The organism is Streptomyces sp. JB150, from assembly GCF_011193355.1.
Classification (GTDB): domain Bacteria; phylum Actinomycetota; class Actinomycetes; order Streptomycetales; family Streptomycetaceae; genus Streptomyces.
The window spans coordinates 4,017,748-4,041,133 of sequence record NZ_CP049780.1 but is presented as its reverse complement, the minus strand read 5'-3'; the positions used below and the strand labels follow the sequence as shown (position 1 = coordinate 4,041,133).

The following is a 23,386-nucleotide window of genomic DNA, read 5'->3' as shown; positions in this document are numbered from 1 at the left end:
TGCCGGATGATCGTCGGCCGCCTAGGCTGGGCCCGTGTCCCAGGCGTACGAGAAGACCACGGACGTACCAGGACGGCCGCCGCGCACCCCCGCCGTCCGCGACAACAGCCGGCACCAGTGGGAGAAGGACCGTGCCCGCAAGCCCCGGGCGGCCTGCGCGGGCGACGGCGCCACCGAGCGCGACACCGGACTGACCACCGACGACCTGGAGTTCCACGCCTCCTACCGGCTCACCGGAGCGACGCCGGAGCTGGCCGAGGCGTTCGGCGTCCCTCCCGGCACCCCCCTGCTGGAGCGCACCTACCGGACCCGGCACGCCACCGAGCCCGGCCCCTTCAGCCTCGTCACCTCCTACCTCCGCCACGACCTCGTCGAGGCCAACCCGGACCTGCTGGACGAGTCCCACGAGCCCTGGCCGGGCGGCACGCAGAGCCAGCTGCACACCGTCGGCATCGAGGTCGACCGGATCGAGGAACGGGTCACCGTGCGCGCCGCGACCCCCGAGGAGGCCCGCGACCTGGCCCTCGCCGCGGGCACGCCGGTGATCCTGCTGCGCAAGACGTCGTACGACATCCACGACCGCGTCGTCGACGTCGCCTTCTGCACGCTGCCCGGCGACCGCACCGAGCTGCGGTTCACGACCCGGCTGGAAAGGTGGTGAGCGCCGCCGTGCGCGGGACCGTCACCGTCGTCACCGCCGTGCACGCCCCGTCGGCGCGGTTCCTGCCCGAGGCGTACGCGTCGCTGCGCGACCAGCGGCTGCCCGACGGCTGGGAGTGGCGGTGGCTGATCCAGGAGGACGGCGAGACGGACCGGGTCCGCCCCCACGTGCCCGACGACCCGCGGGTCTCCTTCCGCCAGGGCCGCCCCGGCGGGCCCGGCGTCGCCCGCACCATGGCGCTCGCGCACGCCGACGGCCCGTACGTGAAGGTCCTCGACGCCGACGACCGGCTCACCCCCGGCGCGCTCGCCCGCGACGTGGCCGCCCTGGAGGCGGACCCCAGCCTCGGCTGGGCCACCTCCGGCGTCCTCGACCTGCTGCCCGACGGCTCCACGGCCGCCTTCCCCGGCGACCCCGACGAGGGCCCCCTCGAACCCGGCACCGTCCTCGCGCACTGGTCGGCGAACGACCACCGCGCTCCCGTCCACCCCGCCTCCCTCTGCGCCCGCCGCGAGCTGCTGCTCGCGCTCGGCGGCTGGATGGCCCTGCCCGCCTCCGAGGACACCGGTCTGCTCCTCGCCCTGGACGCGGTCAGCCGCGGCTGGTTCAGCCGCGAGCCCGGCCTGCTCTACCGCAAGTGGGACGGCCAGGTCACGGGCCGGCCCGCCCACACGGACCCGGCCGAACGCCGGGCCCGGACGGCGGTGGCGGGGGCCAGGGCGCGGGCGCTGGCCGCGAGCGGCTGGCGCTGGCCCGTCACCCGCCGAGGCTGATCGCCTGCGACGGGCAGCCCTCGGCCGCCTCGCGGACCCGGGGGTCGTCGCCGGTGTCCTCGCGGCCCGGCAGGACGGCCCCGAAGCCGTCCACCACGGTGAAGACGTGCGGCGCGCGGTACACGCAGTCGCCGGAGCCGTAGCAGAGGTCGGGGTCGACGGAGACCTTCACGCGTCCTCCATGGTCGTCGCGCGGGTGGGTGTCACCGCTGGACTGCCCGGTCGGCACCGCGCCGAATCCCCCGCGTAGGTTGGCCGCAGGTGTCCGTCGATCCGGGGGTGCGCACATGAGCTCGCAGACCTATCTGTCCGACCTGTTCTCGCTGGACGGCCGCGTCGCCGTCGTCACCGGGGGCAGCTCCGGGATCGGGCGGGCCGTGGCCGGCGCGCTGGCGCGGGCGGGGGCACGCGTCGTGGTGGTGGCGCGGCGCGAGGCGCAACTGGCCGAGACCGTCGAGGAGCTGACCGCCGACGGCTGCCGGGCCGGGTGGGTCAGCGCCGACCTCGCCACCCGCGCGGGGGTGCGGGCGGCCGCCGAGGAGGCCGCCGCGGTGTTCGGGGAGCCGGACATCCTGGTGAACTCGGCGGGCATCAACCTGCGTCCGCCGCTCGGCGAACTCGGCGACGACGTCTGGGACGTCACCCTCGCCGTCAACCTGGAGGCGCCGTTCCTGCTCGGGCAGCGGTTCGGGCCCGGCATGGCCGAGCGCGGCTTCGGGCGGATCATCCACGTCAGCTCCCAGCAGGCGCACCGGGCGTTCGTGCAGAGCGGCGCGTACGGGGTGTCCAAGGGCGGCCTGGAGGCGCTGGCCCGGTCGCAGGCGGAGGCCTGGTCGCCGTACGGCGTCACCTGCAACACCCTGGTGCCGGGCTTCGTGATGACCCCGCTCAACGAGCGGCTGTCCAGCGACCCCGCCAAGGTCGCCGAGCTGGCCGCCCGCACCATGACCGGCCGCAACGGTCTCGCCGAGGACTTCGCGGGCGCGGCGGTGTTCCTGGCGAGCCGCGCCTCCGCCTACGTCACCGGGCAGTCGCTGTTCGTGGACGGCGGGCTGTCCGTTCACTGAGCCCGCCCCGCCGGGTCACCGGTCCCGGTCGGCGTACGGGTTCCGGGGCGCCGGGACCGGGCGGGCCCGCTCGACGTCCAGGTACGGCACGGGACGCCCGTTCACCGGGTCCCGCGCGCGGCGGCCGGTGGCGGTGCCGGTGACCTCCAGCCAGCCGTCGGGGTCCAGCACCGGCGGGACCCGGCCGGTGAGGGCCACCTTCACCGGCTGGGCGTCTGCGGCACAGCAGTCGAGGGTCATCCGCACGAGGTAGGGCGTGCCGTCGCCGCCGAGCGCGACGAAGCCGGTGACGCGGACGCGGCGGCCGTCGAGGGAGCCGGTGTCGTCGTAGACCGCGCGGGCCGCGTAGTCGGCGAGCCCCAGCGGGACCGGGTCGCCCGGCGGCAACGGCGCGAAGGCGGGCGGGCGTTGCAGCGCCGTACCGGCGCGCAGCGCGCTGTACGAGCCGAGCGCGGGCGGGGCGACGAGGACGAGCGCGAGGACCGGCAGGAGCAGCAGCCAGGAGACGCGGGGCGCGGGGTGGGCGGTGCCGTGGGGCGCCGCGCGGCGCTGCCGGTGGGCGTACCAGGCCGTGGCGCCCGCCGTCGCGACCAGTACGGCGCCGGAGGCGAGCAGCAGCGGGCGCAGCGCCTCCTTCACATAGCGCAGGGAGGTGTCACCGGCCCCGGTGCGCAGCAGCACCGCGCCGAGCAGGAACAGCACCGCCGCCTGCGCCGCCCGGCTCACAGCGGCACCGCCCCGAGCGGGAACGGCCCCGCCGCCTGCGCCGCCCGGCTCACAGCAGTACCGCCCCGGTCAGGACGGCGCAGGTCACGGCGACGGCGAAGGTGGCGGGCGCGAAGCGGGCCGCGAACCCCCGGCCGAACAGGGCCGACTGCATCGCGATCAGCTTCAGGTCGACCATCGGGCCGACGACCAGGAACGCCAGGAGGGCGGTCGGGCCGAAGGGGGTCAGGGACGCGGCCACGAACGCGTCCGCCTCCGAGCAGATCGACAGCACGACGGCCAGCAGGGCGAGCGTCACCATCCCCGCCACCGGGTTTCCCGCCGCCGCGCGCAGCCAGCCCTCGGGCACCACCGCCTTCAGCGTGGCGGCGGCCGCCGCGCCGATCACCAGGAAGCCGCCCGCGTGCAGCACGTCGTGGCGCACCGACCCCCAGAAGGCCGCGCCGCGGCCCTGCCCCGCGTGCTCCGGCCGGGACGGCGGGCGCAGCCAGTCGGCGCGGCCCAGCCGCTGCCACAGCCAGCCCATCGCGCACGCCGCGAGCAGACCGGCCACGAACCGGGCCGCCACCATCTCGGGCGCGCCGGGGAAGGCGACCGCCGTCGCGGTGAGGACGACCGGGTTGATCGCGGGCGCGGACAGCAGGAACGCCAGCGCGGCGGCCGGGGTGACGCCCCGGCGCATCAGCGCGCCCGCCACCGGCACCGACGCGCACTCGCAGCCCGGCAGCACCGCCCCCGCGAGCCCCGCGACCGGCACGGCCGCCGCGGGCCGGCCCGGCAGGGCGCGGGCGAAGAAGAACGGCGGCACGAGGACGCCGATCACCGCCGACAGCACCACCCCGAACACCAGGAAGGGCAGCGCCTGCACGGTCACCGCCACGAACACCGTCGTCCAGCTCTGCATCACCGGCGCGGCCAGGGCGCTCCGCACGGGGCCCTGGGCGAGGAGCAGCAGGGGCAGGAGCAGGGCGAGCAGGAGCGAGGAGTCGAGGCGGGTGCGGGAGGTTCCGGCGGTGTCGGCCACGCCGGTCAGTACGCCGCGAAGTCGCCCGACGTTCAGTCGGTTCGTGGAACCGCTGGGCCGTTTGGGGCAGTGTTCCCTCACATGGGGACCGTTCCGAACCAGGGTCTGCCGGGTGACGCGGCCGCGCACATGGTGGTGTGCGGCGACGACGGGCTCGCGCACCGGCTCGCCGCCGAGCTGCGGATCGTCTACGGCGAACAGGTCACCCTCGTCGTGCCGCCCTCCGGCCGCCGGGTGCGCCAGCCGGTCGTCGGCCGGGCCCGCGCGGCGTCGGCGGCCCTGCGGGACATGGTGAACGCCGCCGTGGGCCGGGGCAACGGGAACGGAAGCGGGGGCGGCGGCGCGGCCGCCGAGGCCTCGGCCCAGCGCGTCATCCAGGCCACCGAGCTGACCGAGGCCGTGCTCGCCGAGGCGGGCGTGCAGCGGGCCGCCGCGCTGGCGCTGGTGTACGACGACGACGAGACCAACATCCGTGCCGCGCTCGCCGCCCGCCGCCTCAACCACCGGCTGCGGCTCGTGCTGCGCCTGTACAACCGGCGGCTCGGCCAGCACATCGAGGACCTGCTCGACCAGGCCGCCACCCTGGCCCTCGGCGACGGCGCCACCGGCTTCGACGCCTCCACGACCGTCCTGTCCGACGCCGACACCGCCGCGCCCGCGCTGGCCGCCTCCGCCCTCGCCGGCACCAGCAAGGTCGTGCAGACCGAGGGGCTGCTGCTGCGCGCGGTCGAGCGACCGCCGCCCGCGCCCGGCGAGGTCGCCGACCCCGGGCTGGCCACCCTGGCGCTGCTCTCCGCGACCAGCAACGACCCGGCCGGCGCGGACGGTTCGGAGGGCAGCGGGGATCAGGGTCCGCAGCTGCTGCCGGACGCGGCGACGGTGCGCGCCGCCACCGGGCGGGGCGCGGTGGTGCTGGAGCAGGTGTCGTACTCCGGGCCTTCCCGGGGCGCGCGCGGCGGGGCGCTGCCGTTCGGCTCGCTGTTCTCCCGGCGCCTGCGGTGGTCGCTGTTCGGGCTGGTGGCGTGTGTGATCGGGCTGGCCGTGGCGCTGAAGGTGGTGACCGGCTCGCATCTGCTGCACGCCACCTATGTGACGCTCCTCGACCTGTTCGCGATCAACGAGCCCGCCCTGAAGGAGTCCACCGCCCGGCAGGTGCTGCAACTGCTGTCCGGGCTGGTCGGGTTACTGCTGCTGCCGGTGCTGCTGGCCGCGGTGCTGGAAGGCCTCGGCACCTTCCGGAGCGCGTCCGCGCTGCGCAAGCCGCCGCGCGGGCTCGGCGGGCACGTGGTGCTGCTCGGACTCGGCAAGATCGGCACCCGGGTGCTGACCCGGCTGCGGGAGCTGCACATCCCGGTGGTGTGCGTGGAGTCCGACCCGGAGGCCCGCGGCCTCGCCACGGCGCGGCGGCTGCGGGTGCCGGTGGTGCTGGGCGACGTCACCCAGGAGGGCGTGCTGGAGGCCGCGAAGATCCATCGCGCGCACGCGCTGCTCGCGGTGACCAGCGCGGACACCACGAACCTGGAGGCCGCGCTGTACGCCCGCTCGGTGCGGCCCGACCTGCGGGTGGTGCTGCGGCTGTACGACGACGACTTCGCGACCGCCGTGTACCGCACCCTGCGGGCCGCGCACCCGCACGCGCTCACCCGCAGCCGCAGCGTGTCCCACCTGGCGGCGCCCGCGTTCGCCGGGGCGATGTTCGGGCGGCAGATCCTCGGGGCGATCCCGGTGGAGCGGCGGGTGCTGCTGTTCGCCGCCGTCGACGTGGGCGGGCATCCCCGGCTGGAGGGGCGGACGGTGGCCGAGGCGTTCCGGCCGGGGTGGTGGCGGGTGCTGGCCCTGGACACCGGGCCGGCCGGGGACGGCGCCGGCGACGACGGTGAGGCCTCCGCCGCCGGGCGGCCGTCGGGGCTGGTCTGGGACCTGCCCGACGGCTACGTCCTCAAGGACGGCGACCGGGTCGTCCTCGCGGCGACGCGGCAGGGGCTGGCGGAGCTGCTGGGCCGGCGCAGCCGGCAGCGGACGGGGGCGTGAACCCCCGCCCGCCCAGTGGCTCCGCCCTCCTGGACCGTCAGTGGCCGTCAGTCGGTGACCGCGCTCAGGTGCCGCCGCGCGAAGTCCAGTTCCAGGCGGACCTGCTTGATGCGTTCGTCCACCACCAGGGAGCCGTGACCGGCGTCGTAGCGGTACACCTCGTGGACGGCGCCGCGGGCCTGAAGGCGCTTGACGTAGTTGTCGATCTGCCGGATGGGGCAGCGGGGGTCGTTGACGCCGGCGGAGATGTAGACGGGGGCCTTGACCTGGTCGACGTAGGTGATCGGGGAGGACGCCTCGAAGCGCTCGGGGACCTCCTCGGGGGTGCCGCCGAGAAGGGTGCGGTCCATGGCCTTCAGGGCCTCCATCTCGTCGTGGTACGCGGTGACGTAGTCCGCGACGGGGACGGCGGCGATGCCGAGGGCCCAGAAGTCCGGCTGGGTGCCGAGGCCGAGGAGGGTGAGGTAGCCGCCCCAGGAGCCGCCGGTGAGGATCAGGCGCCTGGGGTCGGCGAGGCCGGAGGAGATCGCCCACTCGCGGACCGCCGCGATGTCCTCCAGCTCGATCAGGCCGACCCGGTGCTTCAGGGCGTCGGTCCAGGCGCGGCCGTAGCCGGTGGAGCCGCGGTAGTTGACGCGGACGACCGCGTAGCCGTGGTCCACCCAGGCGGCGGGGCCGGCGGCGAAGGAGTCGCTGTCGTGCCAGGTGGGGCCGCCGTGGATGTCGAACACCGTGGGGAGGGGGCCGCGCGCGCCGGCCGGCTTCTGCACCAGGGCGTGGATGCGGCCGCCGGGGCCCTCGACCCAGACGTCCTCGACCGGGACGGAGCCCGGCGACTTCATGCCGGGCGGGTCCAGGACGACGCCGCCGCGGGTGGAGCGCACCGCGGACGGTTCCGCGGCCGACGACCACAGGTACTCCACGGTGCCGTCCGGGCGGGGGGTGGCGCCGGAGACCGTGCCGGGCGGGGTGGGGATCTTCTCCAGGGTGCGGGTGGCGAGGTCGTAGCGGAACAGCTCGCTGCGGGCCTCGTAGCTGTGCGAGACGAGCAGGGCCGTGCCGTCCGGGAACCACTCGGCGCCCACGTCGCCGGGCAGCTCCAGGGCGAGGTCGGTCTCCTCGCCCGTGGCCACGTCCCACACCAGCGGCTCCCAGCGGCCGCGGCGCTGGTGGCCGATGAGCAGCCGGGTGTCGCCGTCCACCGGGGCGAAGCCCAGCACCTCCAGGCCCAGCTCCCGGGTGCCGTCCTTGGTGTCGTCCAGCTCGGCGACCGTGGTGCCGTCGGTGCGCAGCACGCGCAGCGCCGCGTGCATGGCGTCGCCGTGCTCGGTGTGCTCGACGGCGATCAGGGTGCCGTCGTGCGAGAGGTCGCCGACGCCCGCGGACTCGCGGTGCCGGTAGATCTCCACCGGCGCCTCGCCCTCGCGGGCCAGGTGGATGGTGGTGCCGTCCTCGTCGGTGGAGCGGCCGATCACCGCCGTACGGCCGTCGCGGCCGAGGGCCAGGCCCGCCGGGTAGGAGGGGTCGAGGCCGGGCACCGCCAGCTCGTCCTCGCCGCCCAGGAAGGGCTGCCGGCGCCAGACGCCGAACTCGTCGCCGTCCTTGTCGTCGAACCACCAGATCCAGGCGCCGTCCGGGGAGAGCACCCCGTCCGTCGTGCCGTTCGGCCGGTCGGTGACCTGACGCTGCTCGCCGGTCGCGCGGTCCCACGCGTACAGCTCGTACGTCCCCGTCGCGTTCGACACGAACAGGGAGCGGTCCGGCGCGTCCAGCGCCCAGTCGGGCAGTGACACCCGCGGCGCCCGGAAGCGCTTCTCCCAGTCCGGCATGTCCTCGGTCCGCTGCGGCGCGGCGACCCCGTTGCTCTCAGTCATGACCCCATACTGCCCGCCTCCGCCGACATTCCGCTGACGAGGTCCCCAGCCTGTGGAAAACTTCCCGGACCCGCACGGCGGGCCCGTGCCGCCGCCCCGTACCGTTGAGGGCGTGTACCGGTTTCTGCTGACGCCCCGCTGGTGGGGCATCAACGTCTTCGTGCTGCTCGCCATCCCCTTCTGCGTGTTCATGGGGTCCTGGCAGCTGGGCCGGTTCGAGGACCGCGTCGACAGCCATCGCGGCGCGAGCGAGCAGGCCGCGCAGAGCCGGCGGGAGGCGCCCCGTCCGCTGGCCGAGCTGCTGCCGGTGAACAAGGCGACCGCGGGCCGGCAGACCACGGCGACCGGCACCTACGGGGCGCAGCTGCTGGTCCCCGGCCGGGAGCTGGACGGCAAGCGCGGCTTCTACGTGCTGACGCTGCTGCGCACCGGCGACGGCAAGGCGCTGCCGGTGGTGCGGGGCTGGCTGCCGGGCGCCGCCGACCGGGCGAAGGCGCCCGCCCCGCCGGCCGGGCAGGTCACCGTCACGGGGGCGCTCCAGGCGTCCGAGAACCCCGGCGAGAACGGGGTCAGCGCGGCCGGTGGCCTGCCGGCCGGGCAGACCGCCGCGATCAGCGCGGCCTCGCTGGTCAACCTGGTGCCGTACGACGTCCACGACGCCTGGGTCACCCTCAACGAGGGCGACTCCGGGATGCGGGCGGTGCCCGCGGCGGCCACCCCCGACACCGGTCTCGACCTGAAGGCCTTCCAGAACCTCGGCTACACCGGCGAGTGGTTCGTCTTCGCCGGCTTCGTCGTCTTCATGTGGTTCCGGCTGCTGCGCCGCGAGATCGAGTCCGCCCGCGACGCGGAGCTGGGCCTGCCGCCGGACGACGGGGAGCACGCCGCGAGCGGGACGCCCAGCGGCGCCTCCACCACCACCGGCGTCTAGCCCTCCGGCGGCCGGGCGTCCGCGCCGGCCGGCCCCCGCGGCCGGCCCCCGCGGACGGCCCCCGCGGACGGCCCCCGCGGAGGCCGGTCTCAGGACGCCGGCAGCAGTCCGGTGTAGTACACGGTCCCCGCGCACGCGTTCGTCACCGTCGCGCCGGTCGACGCGCCCGCGTCGGCGGTGTAGGACACGGCGACGCTGCCGCCGGCCACGCCGTCCTCCGTCACCAGCTGGGTGGTCGTCCCGGTGTCGCCGCCCGTGGAGGTGCCCTCCGGGGTGGTGCCGGGCGTCTCGGTGGGCGTCGGGTCGGGGGTCGGCTCGGGGCCGCCGGTCCCGCCGCCGTTGTCGGTGCCGCCGTTGTCGCCGTTGCCCGTGGGGCAGGGCTCGGACGGCACCCAGGCGAACTTCACCTCGTACGCCGCGCCGGGCAGCAGGACCAGCTGTCCCACCTCCAGGGACGGGTCGGGCAGGCCGAACGCCGGGTCGCCCGCGGCATGACGGGCCTGGCCGATCTTCGCCGGGTCGGCCGCGCCCTGGGCCAGCGGCACCAGCGTGCCGGGGCCGCTGACGGTGCAGCTGCCGCCGGAGATGTTCGTGATGCGGAAGGTGCCGTAGACCGTGCCCGTGGAGCCGGGGGCGTCGACCGCGCCCGTGGCGCTGAGCTGGCCGGCGGTGCACGCGGCGCCGGCCTCGGAGCTGGGCGCGGCGGGGTCGGCGCTGTCGCCGGAGCCGCTGTCGCCGGAGCCGCCCTTGCCCTTGTCGTGCTCCTTCTTGCCGTCCTTGTCCTTCTCCTCGACCGTGTCGGAGGCGCCGCCGGGCTTCTCGCCCGTGCCCTCGGTGCTCTTGCCCTCGCTGGTGCCGCCCTGGGCCTGGGAGCCGTGGCCGGCGATGGAGGGGTTGGCGTCGCTTCCGGTGGCGTTGGAGACGTGTACCAGAGCCGGTACGGCGGTGCCGGCGAACAGCGCGGCGGCGGCCATGCCGACGACGGCCTGCCGCTTGCGCGCCCGCCGGGCGGGCACCGCCCGCCGCAGGTGCTCCAGCGTGCCGTCGCGCGGCTCGATGTCGTCCACCGCGCCGTGCAGCAGCCTGCGCAGTGCCAGCTCGTCCGAGTCGAGCCCGTCGGGGCCCTGGTCGTCGGGGCCGTGGTTCACAGTTCCGTTCCCAGCGTGCGGTTGGTTCGGCTGTTGCTGATGCGCTGCGGCGGTGCCGGGCGTCGCCTCCGACGCCGCGTCGGGCGTCCGGGCCGTCCCGGCCGCCGCCTCGGTCGGGTCACGCGATTCGTACGGTTCGTGCGGGACGCCCGGCTCGCGGCGTCCCCGTTCCTCGGGGCCCGTCATGCCGGCGTCGCCTCCATGGCCACGCGGAGGGCCGCGATGCCGCGGGAGCCGTACGCCTTCACCGAGCCGAGCGATATGCCGAGGGTCTCGGCGACCTGCGCCTCGGTCATGTCCGCGAAGTAGCGCAGCACCAGGACCTCGCGCTGGCGGCGCTGCAGGCCCTTCATCGCCTTGATGAGGTCGCGGCGCTCCAGCTGGTCGTACGCGCCCTCCTCCGCGCTCGCCATGTCCGGCATCGGCTTGGAGAGCAGCTTCAGGCCGAGGATGCGGCGGCGCAGGGTCGAGCGGGACAGGTTGACGACCGTCTGCCGCAGGTAGGCGAGCGTCTTCTCCGGGTCGCGCACGCGCTTGCGCGCGGAGTGGACGCGGATGAACGCCTCCTGGACCACGTCCTCGCAGGAGGCGGTGTCGTCGAGCAGTAGGGCGGCGAGTCCCAGCAGCGAGCGGTAGTGCGCGCGATAGGTCTCGGTCAGATGGTCGACGGTGGTGCCGGTGGCCACCGTCTCGTCGGTGTGTTCGGCGCCGTCACGCTGGCTGGGTATGCGGGCGGGCCGCGCTGCGGGCATGGGCGCGATCACCGGCATGCCGCCGGACGCGCCGGGCATGCGGGTGCGCTGCGGCCGACGGGCCGGCCGGAGGGCCGTGCCGCGCGTCGCCGCGGGAAAGTCGAGAACCTCTGCCACGCCAGTTGGACGTGTGCACCCCCGTGAGGGTTGTACGTGCCGAGCGTCACGTTCGCTCTCGCGCCAGGCAGCACAGCCGACGGTGCCCCGAATGCCCTCATGCGTCCCGCTCTTCCCCTATGTTCCATGCGAACGACGCGTCCCCACGCCTCGTCCGCGGCGTCCCCACACCCCGGAAGGGTGACCGCATAGACGCTCCCCGCCCTCCGCGTGGTTGCGGAAGACGGGGAGGAATTCTCTTACGTTGATCCTACAAATAGTTCGGGCCACCGCCGCGAGATTTTCCGTGAGCGGAAACTCTCACGAAAACTCGGCCGCCACCAGCTCGGCGATCTGCGCGGTGTTCAGCGCGGCGCCCTTGCGCAGGTTGTCCGCGCAGACGAACAGCTCCAGCGCCGTCGGGTCGTCCAGCGCCCGGCGCACCCGGCCGACCCAGGTCGGATCGGTGCCCACCACGTCGGCGGGCGTCGGGAACTCCCCGGCGGCCGGGTTGTCGTAGAGGACCACGCCCGGCGCGGTGGCCAGGATCTCGCGGGCCCGGTCGACGGTGACCTCGTTCTCGAAGCCCGCGTGGACGGTGAGCGCGTGGCCGGTGACCACCGGCACCCGCACACAGGTCACCGCGACCGGCAGCCGCGGCAGCCCGAGGATCTTGCGGGTCTCGTCGCGCAGGGCCATCTCCTCGGAGGACCAGCCGTCCGCGCGCGGCTCGCCCGCCCACGGCACCACGTTCAGCGCCACCGGCTCCGGGAACGGCCCGGTCCGGTCGCCGACCGCGCGGCGCAGATCGCCGGGCCCGGTGCCCAGCTCCGTGCCGGCCACCAGCCGCAGCTGCTCGCGCAGCGTCCGCACCCCGGCCCGGCCGGCCCCGCTGACCGCCTGGTACGACGACACCGTCAGCTCGCGCAGCCCGAACTCGGCGTGCAGCGCGCCCAGCGCGACGATCATGGAGAGGGTGGTGCAGTGCGGGCCGGCCACGATCCCGCGCGGCCGGACGCGTACCGCGTGCGGGTTGACCTCGGGGACCACCAGCGGCACCTCCGGGTCCATCCGGAAGACGGCGGAGTCGTCGACGACGACCACGCCCTTGGCCGCGGCGATCGGCGCCCACCGCGCGGAGACCTCGTCCGGTACGTCGAACATGGCGATGTCGACCCCGTCGAAGGCCTCCTCCGACAGGGCCACGACCTCGACCTCCACGCCGCGCACGGCCAGCTTGCGGCCGGCCGAGCGCGGCGAGGCGACGAGTCGGATCTCGCCCCAGATGTCCGCGTGCTGGGACAGGATCCGGAGCATGACCTCGCCGACGACCCCGGTCGCTCCCACGACCGCGAGCGCCGGCCGTCCGGTCATCGTCCGGTGCCCCCGTAGACGACGGCCTCGTCGCTGTCCGAGTCCAGTCCGAAGGCGGTGTGCACGGCGCGGACGGCCTCGGGCACGTCGTCCTTGCGGGTGACCACCGAGATGCGGATCTCGGAGGTCGAGATCAGCTCGATGTTCACGCCCGCGTCGCTGAGCGCCTCGAAGAACGCGGCCGTCACGCCCGGGTTGGTCTTCATCCCCGCGCCGACCAGGGAGATCTTGCCGATCTGGTCGTCGTAGCGCAGCGAGTCGAAGCCGATGCCGGAGCGGTTCTTCTCCAGCGCGTCCATGGCCTTGCGGCCCTCGGTCTTCGGGAGCGTGAAGGAGATGTCCGTCAGGCCGGTCGACGCGGCGGACACGTTCTGCACGACCATGTCGATGTTGATCTCGGCATCGGCGATCGTGCGGAAGATGGCGGCGGCCTCACCCGGCTTGTCGGGCACGCCGACGACCGTGATCTTGGCCTCGGAGGTGTCGTGCGCGACACCGGAGATGATGGCCTGCTCCACCTGCTTGTCCCCTTGGTTGATCGGCTCGCTGCTGACCCACGTGCCCTGCAGTCCGCTGAAGCTGGACCGGACGTGGATCGGGATGTTGTAACGACGGGCGTACTCCACACACCGGTGGAGCAGCACCTTCGACCCTGACGAGGCCAGCTCGAGCATGTCCTCGAAGGAGATCCAGTCGATCTTCCGGGCCTTCTTGACCACCCGCGGGTCGGCGGTGAACACGCCGTCGACGTCGGTGTAGATCTCGCACACCTCGGCGTCGAGCGCCGCGGCGAGCGCGACGGCCGTGGTGTCGGAGCCGCCGCGGCCGAGGGTGGTGATGTCCTTGGTGTCCTGGCTGACGCCCTGGAACCCGGCGACGATGGCGATGTTGCCCTCGTCCAGCGAGTCCCGGATACGGCCCGGCGTGACATCGATGATCCGCGCTTTGTTGTGGACCGAGTCGGTGATGACACCCGCCTGGCTTCCGGTGAAGCTCTGGGCGGAGTGACCCAGGTTTTTGATCGCCATCGCCAGCAGGGCCATGGAGATCCGCTCTCCGGCGGTCAGCAGCATGTCGAGCTCGCGCCCGGCAGGGATCGGGGAAACCTGCTCGGCGAGATCGATCAGCTCGTCCGTCGTGTCGCCCATCGCGGAAACCACGGCCACCACCTGGTGGCCGTTCTTCTTGGCTTCCACGATCCGCTTGGCGACGCGCTTGATGCCTTCGGCATCGGCTACGGAGGAGCCTCCGTACTTCTGCACGACAAGGCCCACGTGCGCTCCTCGCTCGATGTGTGTTCTTTCCGCATATACGACGGTGTACTGCGGGTCGGCTCAGTCTATCGAGCGTCCGAATTCCACCCCTGCGGTATCGCATCGTGAGATGTCCCCGGCCGCCCGTGACCAGGAGGCTCATGCCCAGGGGGCTTCGCCGCCACGCGGGAATGTGCGCTGTGTCACTCGCGCCGAGGGGCCTGCGGAAGAGCGCCCGGGAGGGTGTCCCCTAGCTCTTGGCGGGCCCCAGGCCCAGCGGGCCCAGGATCTCCCGCTCCATGACCTTGCCCGCCTCGATCTCCAGGGTGTCGTCGCCGAGGCCCTGGTCGGTGTCCAGGCCGTCCAGTTCCTCCAGGGGCTGGTTCAGGCGGACGTGGGCGACCACGGACTGCAGGGCCCGCAGGGTCGCGGAGGCCGTCGCGCCCCAGTTGGAGAAGTAGGAGAACTGCCACCACCACAGGGCCTCCGTGGTGCGGCCCGCACGGTAGTGGGCCATGCCGTGGCGCAGGTCGGTGATGACGTCCGTGAGGTCGTCGGAGATCCGGGCCGGGACCGGGGCCTTGCGCGGCTCGTAGGGGTCGAAGACCTCGGAGTAGACGTCGATCGGCTCCAGCAGGCGGGCCAGGTTCTCGCGCAGATCGTCCACGTCCGGCTCGGGGCCCGGGTCGGGCTCGTAGCGCTCGTCGGGGACGATGTCCTCGTGCGCGCCGAGGCGGCCGCCGGCGAGCAGCAGCTGGGAGACCTCCAGGAGGAGGAAGGGGACCGCCGAGTCCGGTTCGTCGCCCTTCGCGACCTCCGTGACGGCCACCAGGAAACTTTCGATCTGGTCCGCGATCTGGACCGCGAAGTCGTCCGGGTCCTGCGTCGTGGAGTGCAGCGTGGCGTCAGACATCTAGGAGTCGTCTCCCCTCGAAGGCGCGGCCGAGGGTCACCTCGTCCGCGTATTCCAGGTCGCCACCCACCGGGAGGCCGCTGGCCAGGCGGGTGACCTTGAGGCCCATGGGCTTGATCATGCGGGCGAGGTACGTGGCCGTGGCCTCACCCTCCAGGTTCGGGTCGGTGGCCAGGATCAGCTCCGTGACCGTCCCGTCGGCCAACCGCGCGAGAAGTTCCCGTATACGCAGGTCGTCGGGGCCGACACCCTCGATGGGGCTGATCGCCCCGCCCAGGACGTGGTAGCGGCCGCGGAACTCGCGGGTGCGCTCGATGGCCACGACGTCCTTGGGTTCCTCGACGACGCAGATCACCGAGGCGTCGCGGCGCGGATCGCGGCAGATCCCGCACTGTTCCTCCTGCGCGACGTTGCCGCACACCGCGCAGAAGCGGACCTTCGCCTTCACCTCCAGCAGCGCCTGGGCGAGGCGGCGGACGTCCGTCGGCTCCGCCTGGAGGACGTGGAACGCGATCCGCTGGGCGCTCTTGGGACCCACGCCGGGCAGCCGACCCAGCTCGTCGATGAGGTCCTGGACCACGCCTTCGTACAACGGACTGCCGTCCTTCCTCGGGTGCCTTCACTACGTACGGTAGATGCCCCGTCCCCGGCTTCGTAAGGCAGGGCCGGAGAGCGGGACGTCAGAAGGGCAGGCCCGGGATGCCGCCGCCGCCCAGGCCCTGAGCGAGCGGGCCGAGCTTCTGCTGCTGCAGGGTCTGCGCGTTCTCGTTGGCCGCGTGGACGGCCGCGACGATCAGGTCGGCGAGGGTCTCGGTGTCCTCCGGGTCCACCGCCTTCGGGTCGATGACCAGGCCGCGCAGCTCACCGGCGCCGGTCACCGTGGCCTTCACCAGGCCGCCGCCCGCCTGCCCGTCGACCTCCGTGTTCGCCAGCTCCTCCTGGGCGCGGGCCAGGTCCTGCTGCATCTTCTGGGCCTGCTGGAGCAGCTGCTGCATGTTGGGCTGGCCACCACCGGGAATCACGATCAGCTCCTGTTTTCGTATGGCTTACTCCACCAGCCACGAGCCTACGTGGTCCGCGCGGTCGTCGCCCCAGCACTCTTTCGAGTGAGTTGCCCTCGTGGCGTATACCTGATCAAGGCCCCCGTCCGGGCGGAAAAGCGATGAAAGGGTCTTCCTCGCCACCCGTTGGGCGGTAGGAAGGGTCCGGCACGTCAGCAACCGTCGTCAGCTTCCGTCATCAGCGTCAGGCGTCACGCAGAGTCGGTGCGCAGGTCAGTGCGCAGAGTCAGTAGGGAGTGCCGGGTGGGTCAGCCGGAGATGCAGCCCGAGGGTCCGCCTCAGGACGGGCGCGGCGAGGGGGCGGCCGGGCTGCGGCCGGGCGACCTGGCCGGGCGGGCGTTTCCGCTCGGGGACTGGGCGGAGCCCGCGCAGCGCCTGGACGAGCTGTACCGGTGGGTGGAGCGCGGCGCACTCGACACGGCGGCCTGGTATCTCGCCGACCGGGTGTGGAAGCGGCGCGGGGCGCGGACGCTGCGCACCGGCGCGGCGGCGGGCGCGGTGGCGGGGGCCTCGCTGCCGCTGCTGGATCTGACCGGGGTGATCGGCGGGGTCGCCCCCTGGGGGTACCTGGCGCTGCTGATGTCCGTGGCGTGCGTGGGCGTGGACCGGTTCTTCGGGGTGACCTCGGGGTGGATGAGGGACGTGGCGACCGCGCAGGCCGTGCAGCGCCGACTGCAGGCCCTGCAGTTCGACTGGGCGTCGGAGAGCGTGCGGGAGGTGCTGGGGCCGGCTGAGGGGACGGCGAGCGAGGCGGCGGAGCGGTGCCTGGGGGTGCTGCGGCGGTTCTGTGAGGACGTCACCGAGCTGGTGCGCACCGAGACCGCCGACTGGATGGTGGAGTTCCGCACCGGGTCCGCGCCGCTGGGCATCCAGGCGGCGGTCGCGGCCGGGCCGCGCGTGGACCAGACGGGCACCCACAGCCGGTTTCCGCTGCCGCCCGGACCGGCCCGGCCGAACATGCCGCGCCAGCGTCCGCCCGAGCCGCGCTGAGCCGTCCCCGCGCGGCCGGCGTCCTCACTGGCGGGTGTACGTCAGCTTCTCCCCCGTGCTCGTGTTCAGGCGCTGGAGCGTGTCCGGCGACAGCAGGGTGATCTCGGTGGCCTCGCCGGGGCTGCACGAGGAGCGCGGTTCGCCGACCGTCACGGTGGACGGCCCGATCCGCAGCGGCCCCTGACCGGCCGGCGCGGCGGTCAGCTCCGCCGCGAACACGCAGTGGTAGTCGGCGCCGTCCGCGGTGAGCGACATGACCGTGTCGCCCGGCTCGCCCTGCTGGATGGTCAGCCGGCGGGTGTGGGTCCCGTCCGCGTTCTCGATCGTCGTGGCCCAGGCGCCCAGGTACGCGGCCGGGACCGCGCCGTCCTCCCGGGCGGAGGCGGACACCGACGGTGACGGGGAGGGCGTGGGCCGGCCGGAGCCGGTGGGTTCGCCGCCGGTCGGCTCGGCGGACGAGGTCGGGCTCGGCGACGGGGACGCCTTCGTGTCTCCCCCGCCGTTCATCAGCGCGTACACCGTCCCGCCCGCCGCCAGCGCGACCACCACGGCCACGGCGACGAGCAGCGCGGTGGCCTTCCCGTTCCTGCGGGGCGGCGGCGCCGGGTGCGGGGCGGCGGCCGGTGGCGGAGCCTGGCCGCCTCCGCCGTACGGTCCGACGGCGGACGCGGGCGGCACGCCGTACGGCGGCGGGTAGCCCTGGCCCGCGCTCTGCGGGGGGTGTCCGTATCCCTGCGAGGGGTGCCCGTATCCCTGCGGGACGGACCCGCCGTAGGCGTGCTGCGGGGTGCCCGACAGCGGGTGGGGATAGCCGTACGGCTGGTGGGGCGGGGTGCCTGGGGACGGCGCGGCGGCGGCGGGGGCCGGTGAGGTGGGGTGGGCGCCGTGGGCGGGGGGTGTGCGCGGGGTGGCGGGGGCGGCCGGGTGTGCGGGCGGCGGTGTGGCCGAGATCGCGGGGTGGCCCGCGGTGGGCGTGGGGAAGTGGTCCGGCGGCACGGGGCCGCCCGGGCCGTGTGCCGCCGGCGCCGTCGGGGCGCCGGGGGTGGCGGGGGTTCCGGGGGTGTGGGCCGCACCGGGGGCGCCCGGTGCGTGAGGGCCGGGTCCGCCGGGTGTGCCCGGTGACCCGGACCGAGCCGGTCCCCCTGCGGCGGCGGGTACGGCGGAACCGTCCCGGGCGCCGGGCCCGCCGGCTCCAGCGGGTGCGCCGGCCCCGGTGGGCGCGGTGGGCGCGGCTGGTACGGCACCCCCGGCAGGCGCGGCCGGCGCGGGCGCGGCCGGCGCGGCGGATCCGGCAGTACCGCCCGTCCCACCCCGGGCCCCGGCCGGTCCCCCGGCTCCGCCGGGTGCCAGTGCGGCCGGGACTCCCGTGCCGGGCGTGGTCCCCTCCGGGTTCTCCGTCTCCAGGAGTCGGACCGCGTGGCGGCCCAGCTGGGCGACCAGGGGGCTGGGCAGCCAGGGGTCGAGGGTGCGGCCTGCGGTGACGGTGTGTTCGGCGCCGGTGTGGTCGAGGATCTCGTCGAGGGTGGGTCGGGCCGCGGGGTCCTTGCGCAGGCAGGCGCGGACGAGGTCGGCGATGCCCTCGGGGACCCCGTCCAGGTGCGGTTCCTCCTGGGCGATGCGGAACATCAGGGCGGGTATGCCGCTGTCGGCGCTGCCGAAGGGGAGCGCGCCGGTGGCGGCGTGGACGAGGACCGAGCCGAGGCAGAAGATGTCGCAGGCGGGCGTGATGGGCTCGCCGCGCACCTGCTCCGGGGCCATGAAGCCGGGCGAGCCGACGAGGACGCCGGTGCTGGTCAGTCCCGCCTCGGTGACGGTCTCCAGCGCGCGGGCGATGCCGAAGTCGATGACGCGGGGGCCGTCGATGGTCACGAGGACGTTGGACGGCTTCAGGTCGCGGTGGACGATGCCGGCGGCGTGGATGTCCTTCAGCGCGTGGGCGAGTCCGGCCGCGAGGACGCGGACCGAGCGCTCGGGCAGCGGCCCGTGGTCGTGGCCGACGACCCGCTGGAGGCTGGGTCCGGCGACGTATCCGGTGGCGACCCAGGGCACGGCGGCCTCGGTGTCGGCGTCGAGGACGGGTGCCGTCCAGTGGCCGCCGACCCGCCGCGCGGCCCGCACCTCCTGCCGGAACCGCGCCCGGAACTCCTCGCGCGCGGCCAGTTCCTCGCGGACCAGCTTCACGGCGGCGGTCCGTCCCCGGTCCGACCGGGCCAGGTAGACCTGCCCCATCCCTCCGGCACCGAGCCGCCCCAGCAGCCGGTACGCGCCGACGTGCCGCGGGTCCCCGGGCTCCAGCCTCTCCATCCCCACCGCCTCCCCCCAGGTGAGCAACAGGCCGAGGATAGTGCGGCCGTGCGGGGAGTCGTACGCCGTGCCCTCTACGGTTCCGTAACAGGCGCGGCGGGCGGCCCCAGTGCGTCCAGTGCCTTCGACAGCCGTTCCAGTGCCTCGACGGCGGCGGCGAGTTCCGCCTCGCCCAGGGCGTCGGCGAGCCGGTCGGCGTAGGCGGCGTGCCCGGGGTCGACGCGGGCGATCGCGGCGCGGCCCGCCTCGGTGGGCGCGAGGAGTTTGGCGCGGCGGTGGGCCGGGTTGGGGCGGTACTCGGCGAGGCCCCGTTCGACCAGCAGGTCGGCGATGCGCTGGACGCTCTGCCGGGTGATGCCCATGGCGCGGGCGACGCCGGCCACGGGCAGCGGTTCGCGCAGCACCGCGCCCAGCACCTGCCACCACGCCGCGGTCAGCCCGGCGGGCCGGGCCAGTTCCTCGGCGACGGCGAGGAACTGGCCGTTCAGCCGGAACACGCCGATCGCGCTCCGGCTGAACAGGTCCTGGCGCGCGCGGCTCACAGCGCCCCCGCCTTCTCCAGGACGGCGTACGCCTCGGTGTCGGAGTCGTGGAAGAGGCGGTACCAGGCGTCCAGCACCTCGCCCTCGTACACCCCGAGCAGGCGCAGGATCTCGCGGGCGAAGGCGACCGGCTCGGTGGGGCCGGCGGTGATCAGTCCGCGGTCGGTGACCGCGTCGGCGTCGACGTACCGCTCGCCGCCCCGGTAGCCGGTGGCGGCCAGGTAGAAGGAGACGGCGCTGGTGTGGGCGCGGTCGTCGAGCAGGCCCTCGCGGGCGAGTCCGGCGGTGGCGCCGCAGATGGCGGCGACGGGGACGCCCGCGGCGAGGAACTCGCGGGCCGTGCGGGCGAAAGGCGCGAGGTCGTCGCCCGTGTCCCACAGGTCGGCGCCCGGCAGGATCAGCAGCGCGCTGTCCTCGGGCCGCAGGCCGGCCAGGGCGAGGTCGGGCTGGACGCGCAGGCCGCCGAGGGTGCGGACGGGGTCCGTGGTGGGGCCGACCGTGCGGACCTCGTGGCCCGCGCGGGCGAGGTGGGCGGTGGCGTGGCCGGGCTCCCAGTCGGCGAGGGTGTCGTAGACGGCGAGGTGGACGGGTTTGCGGTGCGTGGTGCCGGTGCCCGTGGTGTCCGTGCTCATGGCTCCTCCTCCGGTGGGATCCCGTACGGGATCCCCTATGACAGCAGGCTGTCATTTCGACAGCTTCCTGTCAACAGATCGAGGGCGCCGGGGCCCGTCATCCGTCGACAACCTGTCGCGGAAAGGCCCTGACCACAGACAGGACGCCGATACCGCGTCCGCACGGCGGACATCTACGCTCGGCCGCATGACCCCTCATCCCGTTCCCGACGCCCGGGCCGGCGCCGCCGTGAAGGCCGCGGACCGCGCGCACGTCTTCCACTCCTGGTCCGCGCAGGAGCTCATCGACCCGCTCGCCGTCGCCGGCGCCGAGGGGTCGTACTTCTGGGACTACGACGGCAAGCGCTACCTGGACTTCACCAGCGGCCTCGTCTACACGAACATCGGCTACCAGCACCCCAAGGTCGTCGCCGCGATCCAGGAGCAGGCCGCGAAGCTGACCACCTTCGCGCCCGCGTTCGCCGTCGAGGCGCGCTCGGAGGCCGCCCGGCTGATCGCCGAACGCACCCCCGGCGACCTGGACAAGATCTTCTTCACCAACGGCGGCGCCGACGCCGTCGAGCACGCAGTGCGCATGGCCCGGCTGCACACCGGCCGCCCCAAGGTGCTCTCCGCCTACCGCTCGTACCACGGCGGCACCCAGCAGGCGGTCAACGTCACCGGCGACCCGCGCCGCTGGGCCAGCGACAGCGGAACGGCCGGCGTGGTGCACTTCTGGGCGCCCTTCCTCTACCGCTCCCGGTTCTACGCCGAGACCGAGGAGCAGGAGTGCGCGCGGGCGCTGGAGCACCTGGAGACGACGATCGCCTTCGAGGGGCCGCAGACGATCGCCGCGATCGTCCTGGAGACCATCCCGGGCACGGCCGGGATCATGGTGCCGCCGCCCGGCTACCTCGCCGGGGTGCGCGAGCTCTGCGACAAGTACGGCATCGTCTTCGTCCTCGACGAGGTGATGGCGGGCTTCGGGCGCACCGGTGAGTGGTTCGCCGCCGACCTGTTCGGCGTCACCCCCGACCTGATGACCTTCGCCAAGGGCGTGAACAGCGGCTACGTCCCGCTGGGCGGCGTCGCGATCTCCGGCGCCATCGCGGAGACCTTCGCCAAGCGCCCCTACCCGGGCGGGCTCACCTACTCCGGGCACCCCCTCGCCTGCGCCGCCGCCGTCGCCACGATCAACGTGATGGCGGAGGAGGGCGTGGTCGAGCACGCGGCGCGGCTCGGCGCCGAGGTCGTGGAGCCGGGGCTGCGGGAGCTGGCCGCGCGGCACCCGAGCGTGGGCGAGGTGCGCGGCGTCGGCATGTTCTGGGCGCTGGAGCTGGTGAAGAACCGGGAGACCCGCGAGCCGCTCGTGCCGTACAACGCGACCGGGGAGGCGAACGCCCCGATGGCCGCGTTCGGCGCCGCCGCCAAGGCCCACGGCATCTGGCCGTTCATCAACATGAACCGCACCCATGTCGTGCCGCCGTGCAACGTCACCGAGGCCGAGCTGAAGGAAGGTCTGGCGGCGCTGGACGCGGCGCTCGCGGTGGCCGACGAGTACGTGACCGAGTAGGCGGCCCGGGTGGCGGCGTGACCCGTTACCCATGGTGGGGGGAGCGCGTAAGGTGGCGTGCTCGTGGGCACAACCGTGCCCTGCCATCCGCACGCACGAGGGAGTTCCCCCACCATGCCCGGCACCGGCGGCCACGGCGCTGTGACCCGTAGCACCCTGCGGCAGCAGATCGCGGACGCGTTGCGCGACGAGGTGCTGGCGGGGCGGCTTCAGCCGGGGCAGGAGTTCACCGTCAGGGAGATCGCCGACCAGTACGGGGTCTCCGCGACCCCGGTGCGCGAGGCGCTGGTCGACCTGTCGGCGCAGGGCCTGCTGGAGGCCGACCAGCACCGCGGCTTCCACGTCCGCGAGTACTCCGTCGAGGACTTCCGCGGTCTGGTCGAGGCCCGCAGCCTGGTCACCGACGGCATGTTCCAGGCGCTCGGCGAGGGCCACCGCGGCTTCCGTGACCCCGACGACCCGCGCACCGCGACCGCGCTCGCCGGGGTGCGGCGGCGCGGCGAGGAGGCCCAGCGCGCCGCCACCGCCGGGGACCTCACCGTCCTCATCGGCTACGACCTGCGCTTCTGGCGCGAGCTGAGCGGCCTGTTCGGCAACCCCTACCTCGCCGACTTCCTGCACCGGCTGCGCGTGCAGTCCTGGGTGTGCGCCGTGCAGCACCTGCGTCGGCTGACCGATCTGCGCGGACAGTTGTGGGCCGGGCACACCGAACTGGTGGACGCCCTGGCGCGCCGCGACACCGACACCGCGCGGGCGCTCATCGCCGCGTACAACACGCACGCGCTGACGCTGATCGAACGGCTGGCGGGCGACTGACACTCGGCCGGCGGCCCGCCGGCGGGCGTCGGTGGCCGGCTGACGCTCGGCCGACGGGCGGTGGGCGGCCGTTGTGGGTATGGGACCGGTACGAGAGGGGACCGGTACGGGTGGGGACCCGTGCGGCCCCCACCGATTACGCTTCCCTGACCACCTGCGCGCTCGTACCCGAGGAGCCCTCTTTGGCCTGTGACCTGTGGCTGGTCCCGCTCGTCGACGTGTTGTGCCACACACCGGACAACCCCTTCGCCGAGGAACTCGCGCAATACAACCAGGCGCTCGCCGCGGCCGGGCTGCCGCCGGTGCCGGTGTACCAGTACATGCCGGGCCTGTCCGGCGAGGTCGCCCCGGTCGCCGGGTTCGACTACGACGCGCTGCACTTCCTGCGCCGGGCCTATCTGCTCCAGGTCTGCGGGCTGCCCGTCACCCCGGTCGACGAACTGGGCGGCGACTACGAGCAGTTGCTGGAGATGTTCGAGTCGACGGCCCAGCAGTCCCACCTGGTCTGGCACTACGACCACGCGGGCGCCTACGTCCCCGTCGACTTCCCGCACCCCCTGTCCAACGACGACCTCCTCGCGGGCGGCGGCCCGCTGGGCTCCTCGCAGACGCTGCTGCGCGAGCTGGAGTTCGTCGCCCCCGCCCTCGGCATCGACCCGGCCAACCCCCCGGCGGCCCCGCAACCGCCGCTCGGGCCGACCGAGTTGGAGGAGCCCGCCGTCCCGGCGCCGTACGATCCGAGCCCGTTCGCCCGCGAGCGGCACGTCTGGCTGGGGCTGCACGCGGCGGCGACGCGGAGTCTGGCGCAGGGGTCGATGATCGTCTTCAGCTGACCCCCGCGGGACCTGCCGGCCGGCCCTCGGCCC

23 protein-coding genes are annotated in these 23,386 nt (G+C 74.4%); 9 read left to right on the top strand and 14 right to left on the bottom strand.

What is annotated here, in order from left to right; genetic code table 11:
• Positions 1-34 precede the first annotated feature (34 nt).
• Positions 35-661 (top strand): UTRA domain-containing protein, encoded by a 627-nt coding sequence (locus G7Z13_RS18885; protein ID WP_166000851.1) that lies wholly within the window; start codon positions 35-37, stop codon positions 659-661.
• The gene (locus G7Z13_RS18880; protein WP_240926264.1) at positions 658-1,434 is read left to right on the top strand and encodes a glycosyltransferase family 2 protein; all 777 of its coding nucleotides are present in this window, start codon (positions 658-660) and stop codon (positions 1,432-1,434) included. Before G7Z13_RS18885 ends, G7Z13_RS18880 begins: the two co-directional genes overlap by 4 nt.
• On the opposite strand, the gene G7Z13_RS18875 is transcribed toward G7Z13_RS18880, so the two are convergent.
• Positions 1,418-1,606: a ferredoxin gene (locus G7Z13_RS18875; RefSeq protein WP_166000849.1), complete on the bottom strand. Its 189-nt coding sequence runs from the start codon at positions 1,604-1,606 to the stop codon at positions 1,418-1,420. The genes G7Z13_RS18880 and G7Z13_RS18875 overlap by 17 nt on opposite strands.
• 115 nt (positions 1,607-1,721) lie before the next feature.
• Between G7Z13_RS18875 and G7Z13_RS18870 the strand changes: the two genes are divergently transcribed.
• Complete coding sequence (locus tag G7Z13_RS18870) at positions 1,722-2,501, top strand: SDR family oxidoreductase (protein WP_166000847.1); 780 nt, start codon at positions 1,722-1,724, stop codon at positions 2,499-2,501.
• Between the two features lie 15 nt (positions 2,502-2,516).
• On the opposite strand, the gene G7Z13_RS18865 is transcribed toward G7Z13_RS18870, so the two are convergent.
• Both G7Z13_RS18865 and G7Z13_RS18860 read right to left on the bottom strand, forming a co-directional pair.
• A complete protein-coding gene (locus G7Z13_RS18865) occupies positions 2,517-3,227 on the bottom strand; it encodes a TIGR03943 family protein (protein ID WP_166000845.1) in 711 nt (236 codons plus the stop codon).
• Between the two features lie 49 nt (positions 3,228-3,276).
• The gene (locus tag G7Z13_RS18860) at positions 3,277-4,251 is read right to left on the bottom strand and encodes a permease (protein ID WP_240926263.1); all 975 of its coding nucleotides are present in this window, start codon (positions 4,249-4,251) and stop codon (positions 3,277-3,279) included.
• Between the two features lie 129 nt (positions 4,252-4,380).
• On the opposite strand from G7Z13_RS18860, the gene G7Z13_RS18855 reads away from it, so the two are divergent.
• Positions 4,381-6,282: an NAD(P)-binding protein gene (locus G7Z13_RS18855; protein ID WP_166005089.1), complete on the top strand. Its 1,902-nt coding sequence runs from the start codon at positions 4,381-4,383 to the stop codon at positions 6,280-6,282.
• A 47-nt stretch (positions 6,283-6,329) separates the two neighbouring features.
• Here G7Z13_RS18855 and G7Z13_RS18850 read toward each other — a convergent pair whose 3' ends face one another.
• Positions 6,330-8,156, bottom strand: a complete 1,827-nt coding sequence (locus G7Z13_RS18850) for a prolyl oligopeptidase family serine peptidase (RefSeq protein WP_166000843.1) — start codon at positions 8,154-8,156, stop codon at positions 6,330-6,332.
• 112 nt (positions 8,157-8,268) lie between these two features.
• Between G7Z13_RS18850 and G7Z13_RS18845 the strand changes: the two genes are divergently transcribed.
• A complete protein-coding gene (locus G7Z13_RS18845) occupies positions 8,269-9,087 on the top strand; it encodes an SURF1 family protein (RefSeq protein WP_206313101.1) in 819 nt (272 codons plus the stop codon).
• An 89-nt stretch (positions 9,088-9,176) separates the two neighbouring features.
• On the opposite strand, the gene G7Z13_RS18840 is transcribed toward G7Z13_RS18845, so the two are convergent.
• The 7 genes from G7Z13_RS18840 to G7Z13_RS18810 all read right to left on the bottom strand — a co-directional run bounded on the left by G7Z13_RS18840 (position 9,177) and on the right by G7Z13_RS18810 (position 15,645).
• The gene (locus G7Z13_RS18840; RefSeq protein ID WP_166000841.1) at positions 9,177-10,235 is read right to left on the bottom strand and encodes a hypothetical protein; all 1,059 of its coding nucleotides are present in this window, start codon (positions 10,233-10,235) and stop codon (positions 9,177-9,179) included.
• A 182-nt stretch (positions 10,236-10,417) separates the two neighbouring features.
• On the bottom strand, positions 10,418-11,026 hold the full coding sequence (locus G7Z13_RS18835; protein WP_166000839.1) for a SigE family RNA polymerase sigma factor: 609 nt from the start codon (positions 11,024-11,026) through the stop codon (positions 10,418-10,420).
• Between the two features lie 378 nt (positions 11,027-11,404).
• Positions 11,405-12,457, bottom strand: coding sequence for an aspartate-semialdehyde dehydrogenase (locus G7Z13_RS18830; RefSeq protein ID WP_166000837.1), 1,053 nt, complete (start codon positions 12,455-12,457; stop codon positions 11,405-11,407).
• Positions 12,454-13,731, bottom strand: a complete 1,278-nt coding sequence (locus G7Z13_RS18825) for an aspartate kinase (protein ID WP_166000835.1) — start codon at positions 13,729-13,731, stop codon at positions 12,454-12,456. Before G7Z13_RS18825 ends, G7Z13_RS18830 begins: the two co-directional genes overlap by 4 nt.
• Positions 13,732-13,960: 229 nt before the next feature.
• Positions 13,961-14,623 carry a DUF5063 domain-containing protein gene (locus tag G7Z13_RS18820; RefSeq protein WP_166000834.1) on the bottom strand — a complete coding sequence of 221 codons (663 nt, stop codon included), beginning with the start codon at positions 14,621-14,623 and terminating at the stop codon, positions 13,961-13,963.
• Complete coding sequence (recR, locus tag G7Z13_RS18815; protein ID WP_166000832.1) at positions 14,616-15,215, bottom strand: recombination mediator RecR; 600 nt, start codon at positions 15,213-15,215, stop codon at positions 14,616-14,618. The genes G7Z13_RS18820 and recR overlap by 8 nt, the downstream gene beginning before the upstream one ends.
• Positions 15,216-15,303: 88 nt before the next feature.
• Positions 15,304-15,645, bottom strand: a complete 342-nt coding sequence (locus G7Z13_RS18810) for a YbaB/EbfC family nucleoid-associated protein (RefSeq protein WP_166000830.1) — start codon at positions 15,643-15,645, stop codon at positions 15,304-15,306.
• 282 nt (positions 15,646-15,927) lie between these two features.
• Between G7Z13_RS18810 and G7Z13_RS18805 the strand changes: the two genes are divergently transcribed.
• The gene (locus tag G7Z13_RS18805) at positions 15,928-16,674 is read left to right on the top strand and encodes an SLATT domain-containing protein (RefSeq protein WP_166000828.1); all 747 of its coding nucleotides are present in this window, start codon (positions 15,928-15,930) and stop codon (positions 16,672-16,674) included.
• Between the two features lie 24 nt (positions 16,675-16,698).
• On the opposite strand, the gene G7Z13_RS18800 is transcribed toward G7Z13_RS18805, so the two are convergent.
• From G7Z13_RS18800 to G7Z13_RS18790, 3 genes are all read right to left on the bottom strand, one after another.
• Positions 16,699-18,978, bottom strand: coding sequence for a serine/threonine-protein kinase (locus tag G7Z13_RS18800; RefSeq protein ID WP_166005085.1), 2,280 nt, complete (start codon positions 18,976-18,978; stop codon positions 16,699-16,701).
• Positions 18,979-19,052: 74 nt separating this feature from the next.
• Complete coding sequence (locus G7Z13_RS18795; RefSeq protein ID WP_166000826.1) at positions 19,053-19,520, bottom strand: helix-turn-helix domain-containing protein; 468 nt, start codon at positions 19,518-19,520, stop codon at positions 19,053-19,055.
• Positions 19,517-20,152 (bottom strand): type 1 glutamine amidotransferase family protein, encoded by a 636-nt coding sequence (locus tag G7Z13_RS18790; protein WP_166000824.1) that lies wholly within the window; start codon positions 20,150-20,152, stop codon positions 19,517-19,519. Before G7Z13_RS18790 ends, G7Z13_RS18795 begins: the two co-directional genes overlap by 4 nt.
• Positions 20,153-20,339: 187 nt before the next feature.
• On the opposite strand from G7Z13_RS18790, the gene G7Z13_RS18785 reads away from it, so the two are divergent.
• The 3 genes from G7Z13_RS18785 to G7Z13_RS18775 all read left to right on the top strand — a co-directional run bounded on the left by G7Z13_RS18785 (position 20,340) and on the right by G7Z13_RS18775 (position 23,353).
• Positions 20,340-21,704, top strand: a complete 1,365-nt coding sequence (locus G7Z13_RS18785; protein ID WP_166000822.1) for an aspartate aminotransferase family protein — start codon at positions 20,340-20,342, stop codon at positions 21,702-21,704.
• A 114-nt stretch (positions 21,705-21,818) separates the two neighbouring features.
• Complete coding sequence (locus G7Z13_RS18780; protein WP_166000820.1) at positions 21,819-22,520, top strand: GntR family transcriptional regulator; 702 nt, start codon at positions 21,819-21,821, stop codon at positions 22,518-22,520.
• 182 nt (positions 22,521-22,702) lie between these two features.
• On the top strand, positions 22,703-23,353 hold the full coding sequence (locus G7Z13_RS18775) for a hypothetical protein (protein ID WP_166000818.1): 651 nt from the start codon (positions 22,703-22,705) through the stop codon (positions 23,351-23,353).
• The last annotated feature ends 33 nt before the right edge of the window (positions 23,354-23,386 follow it).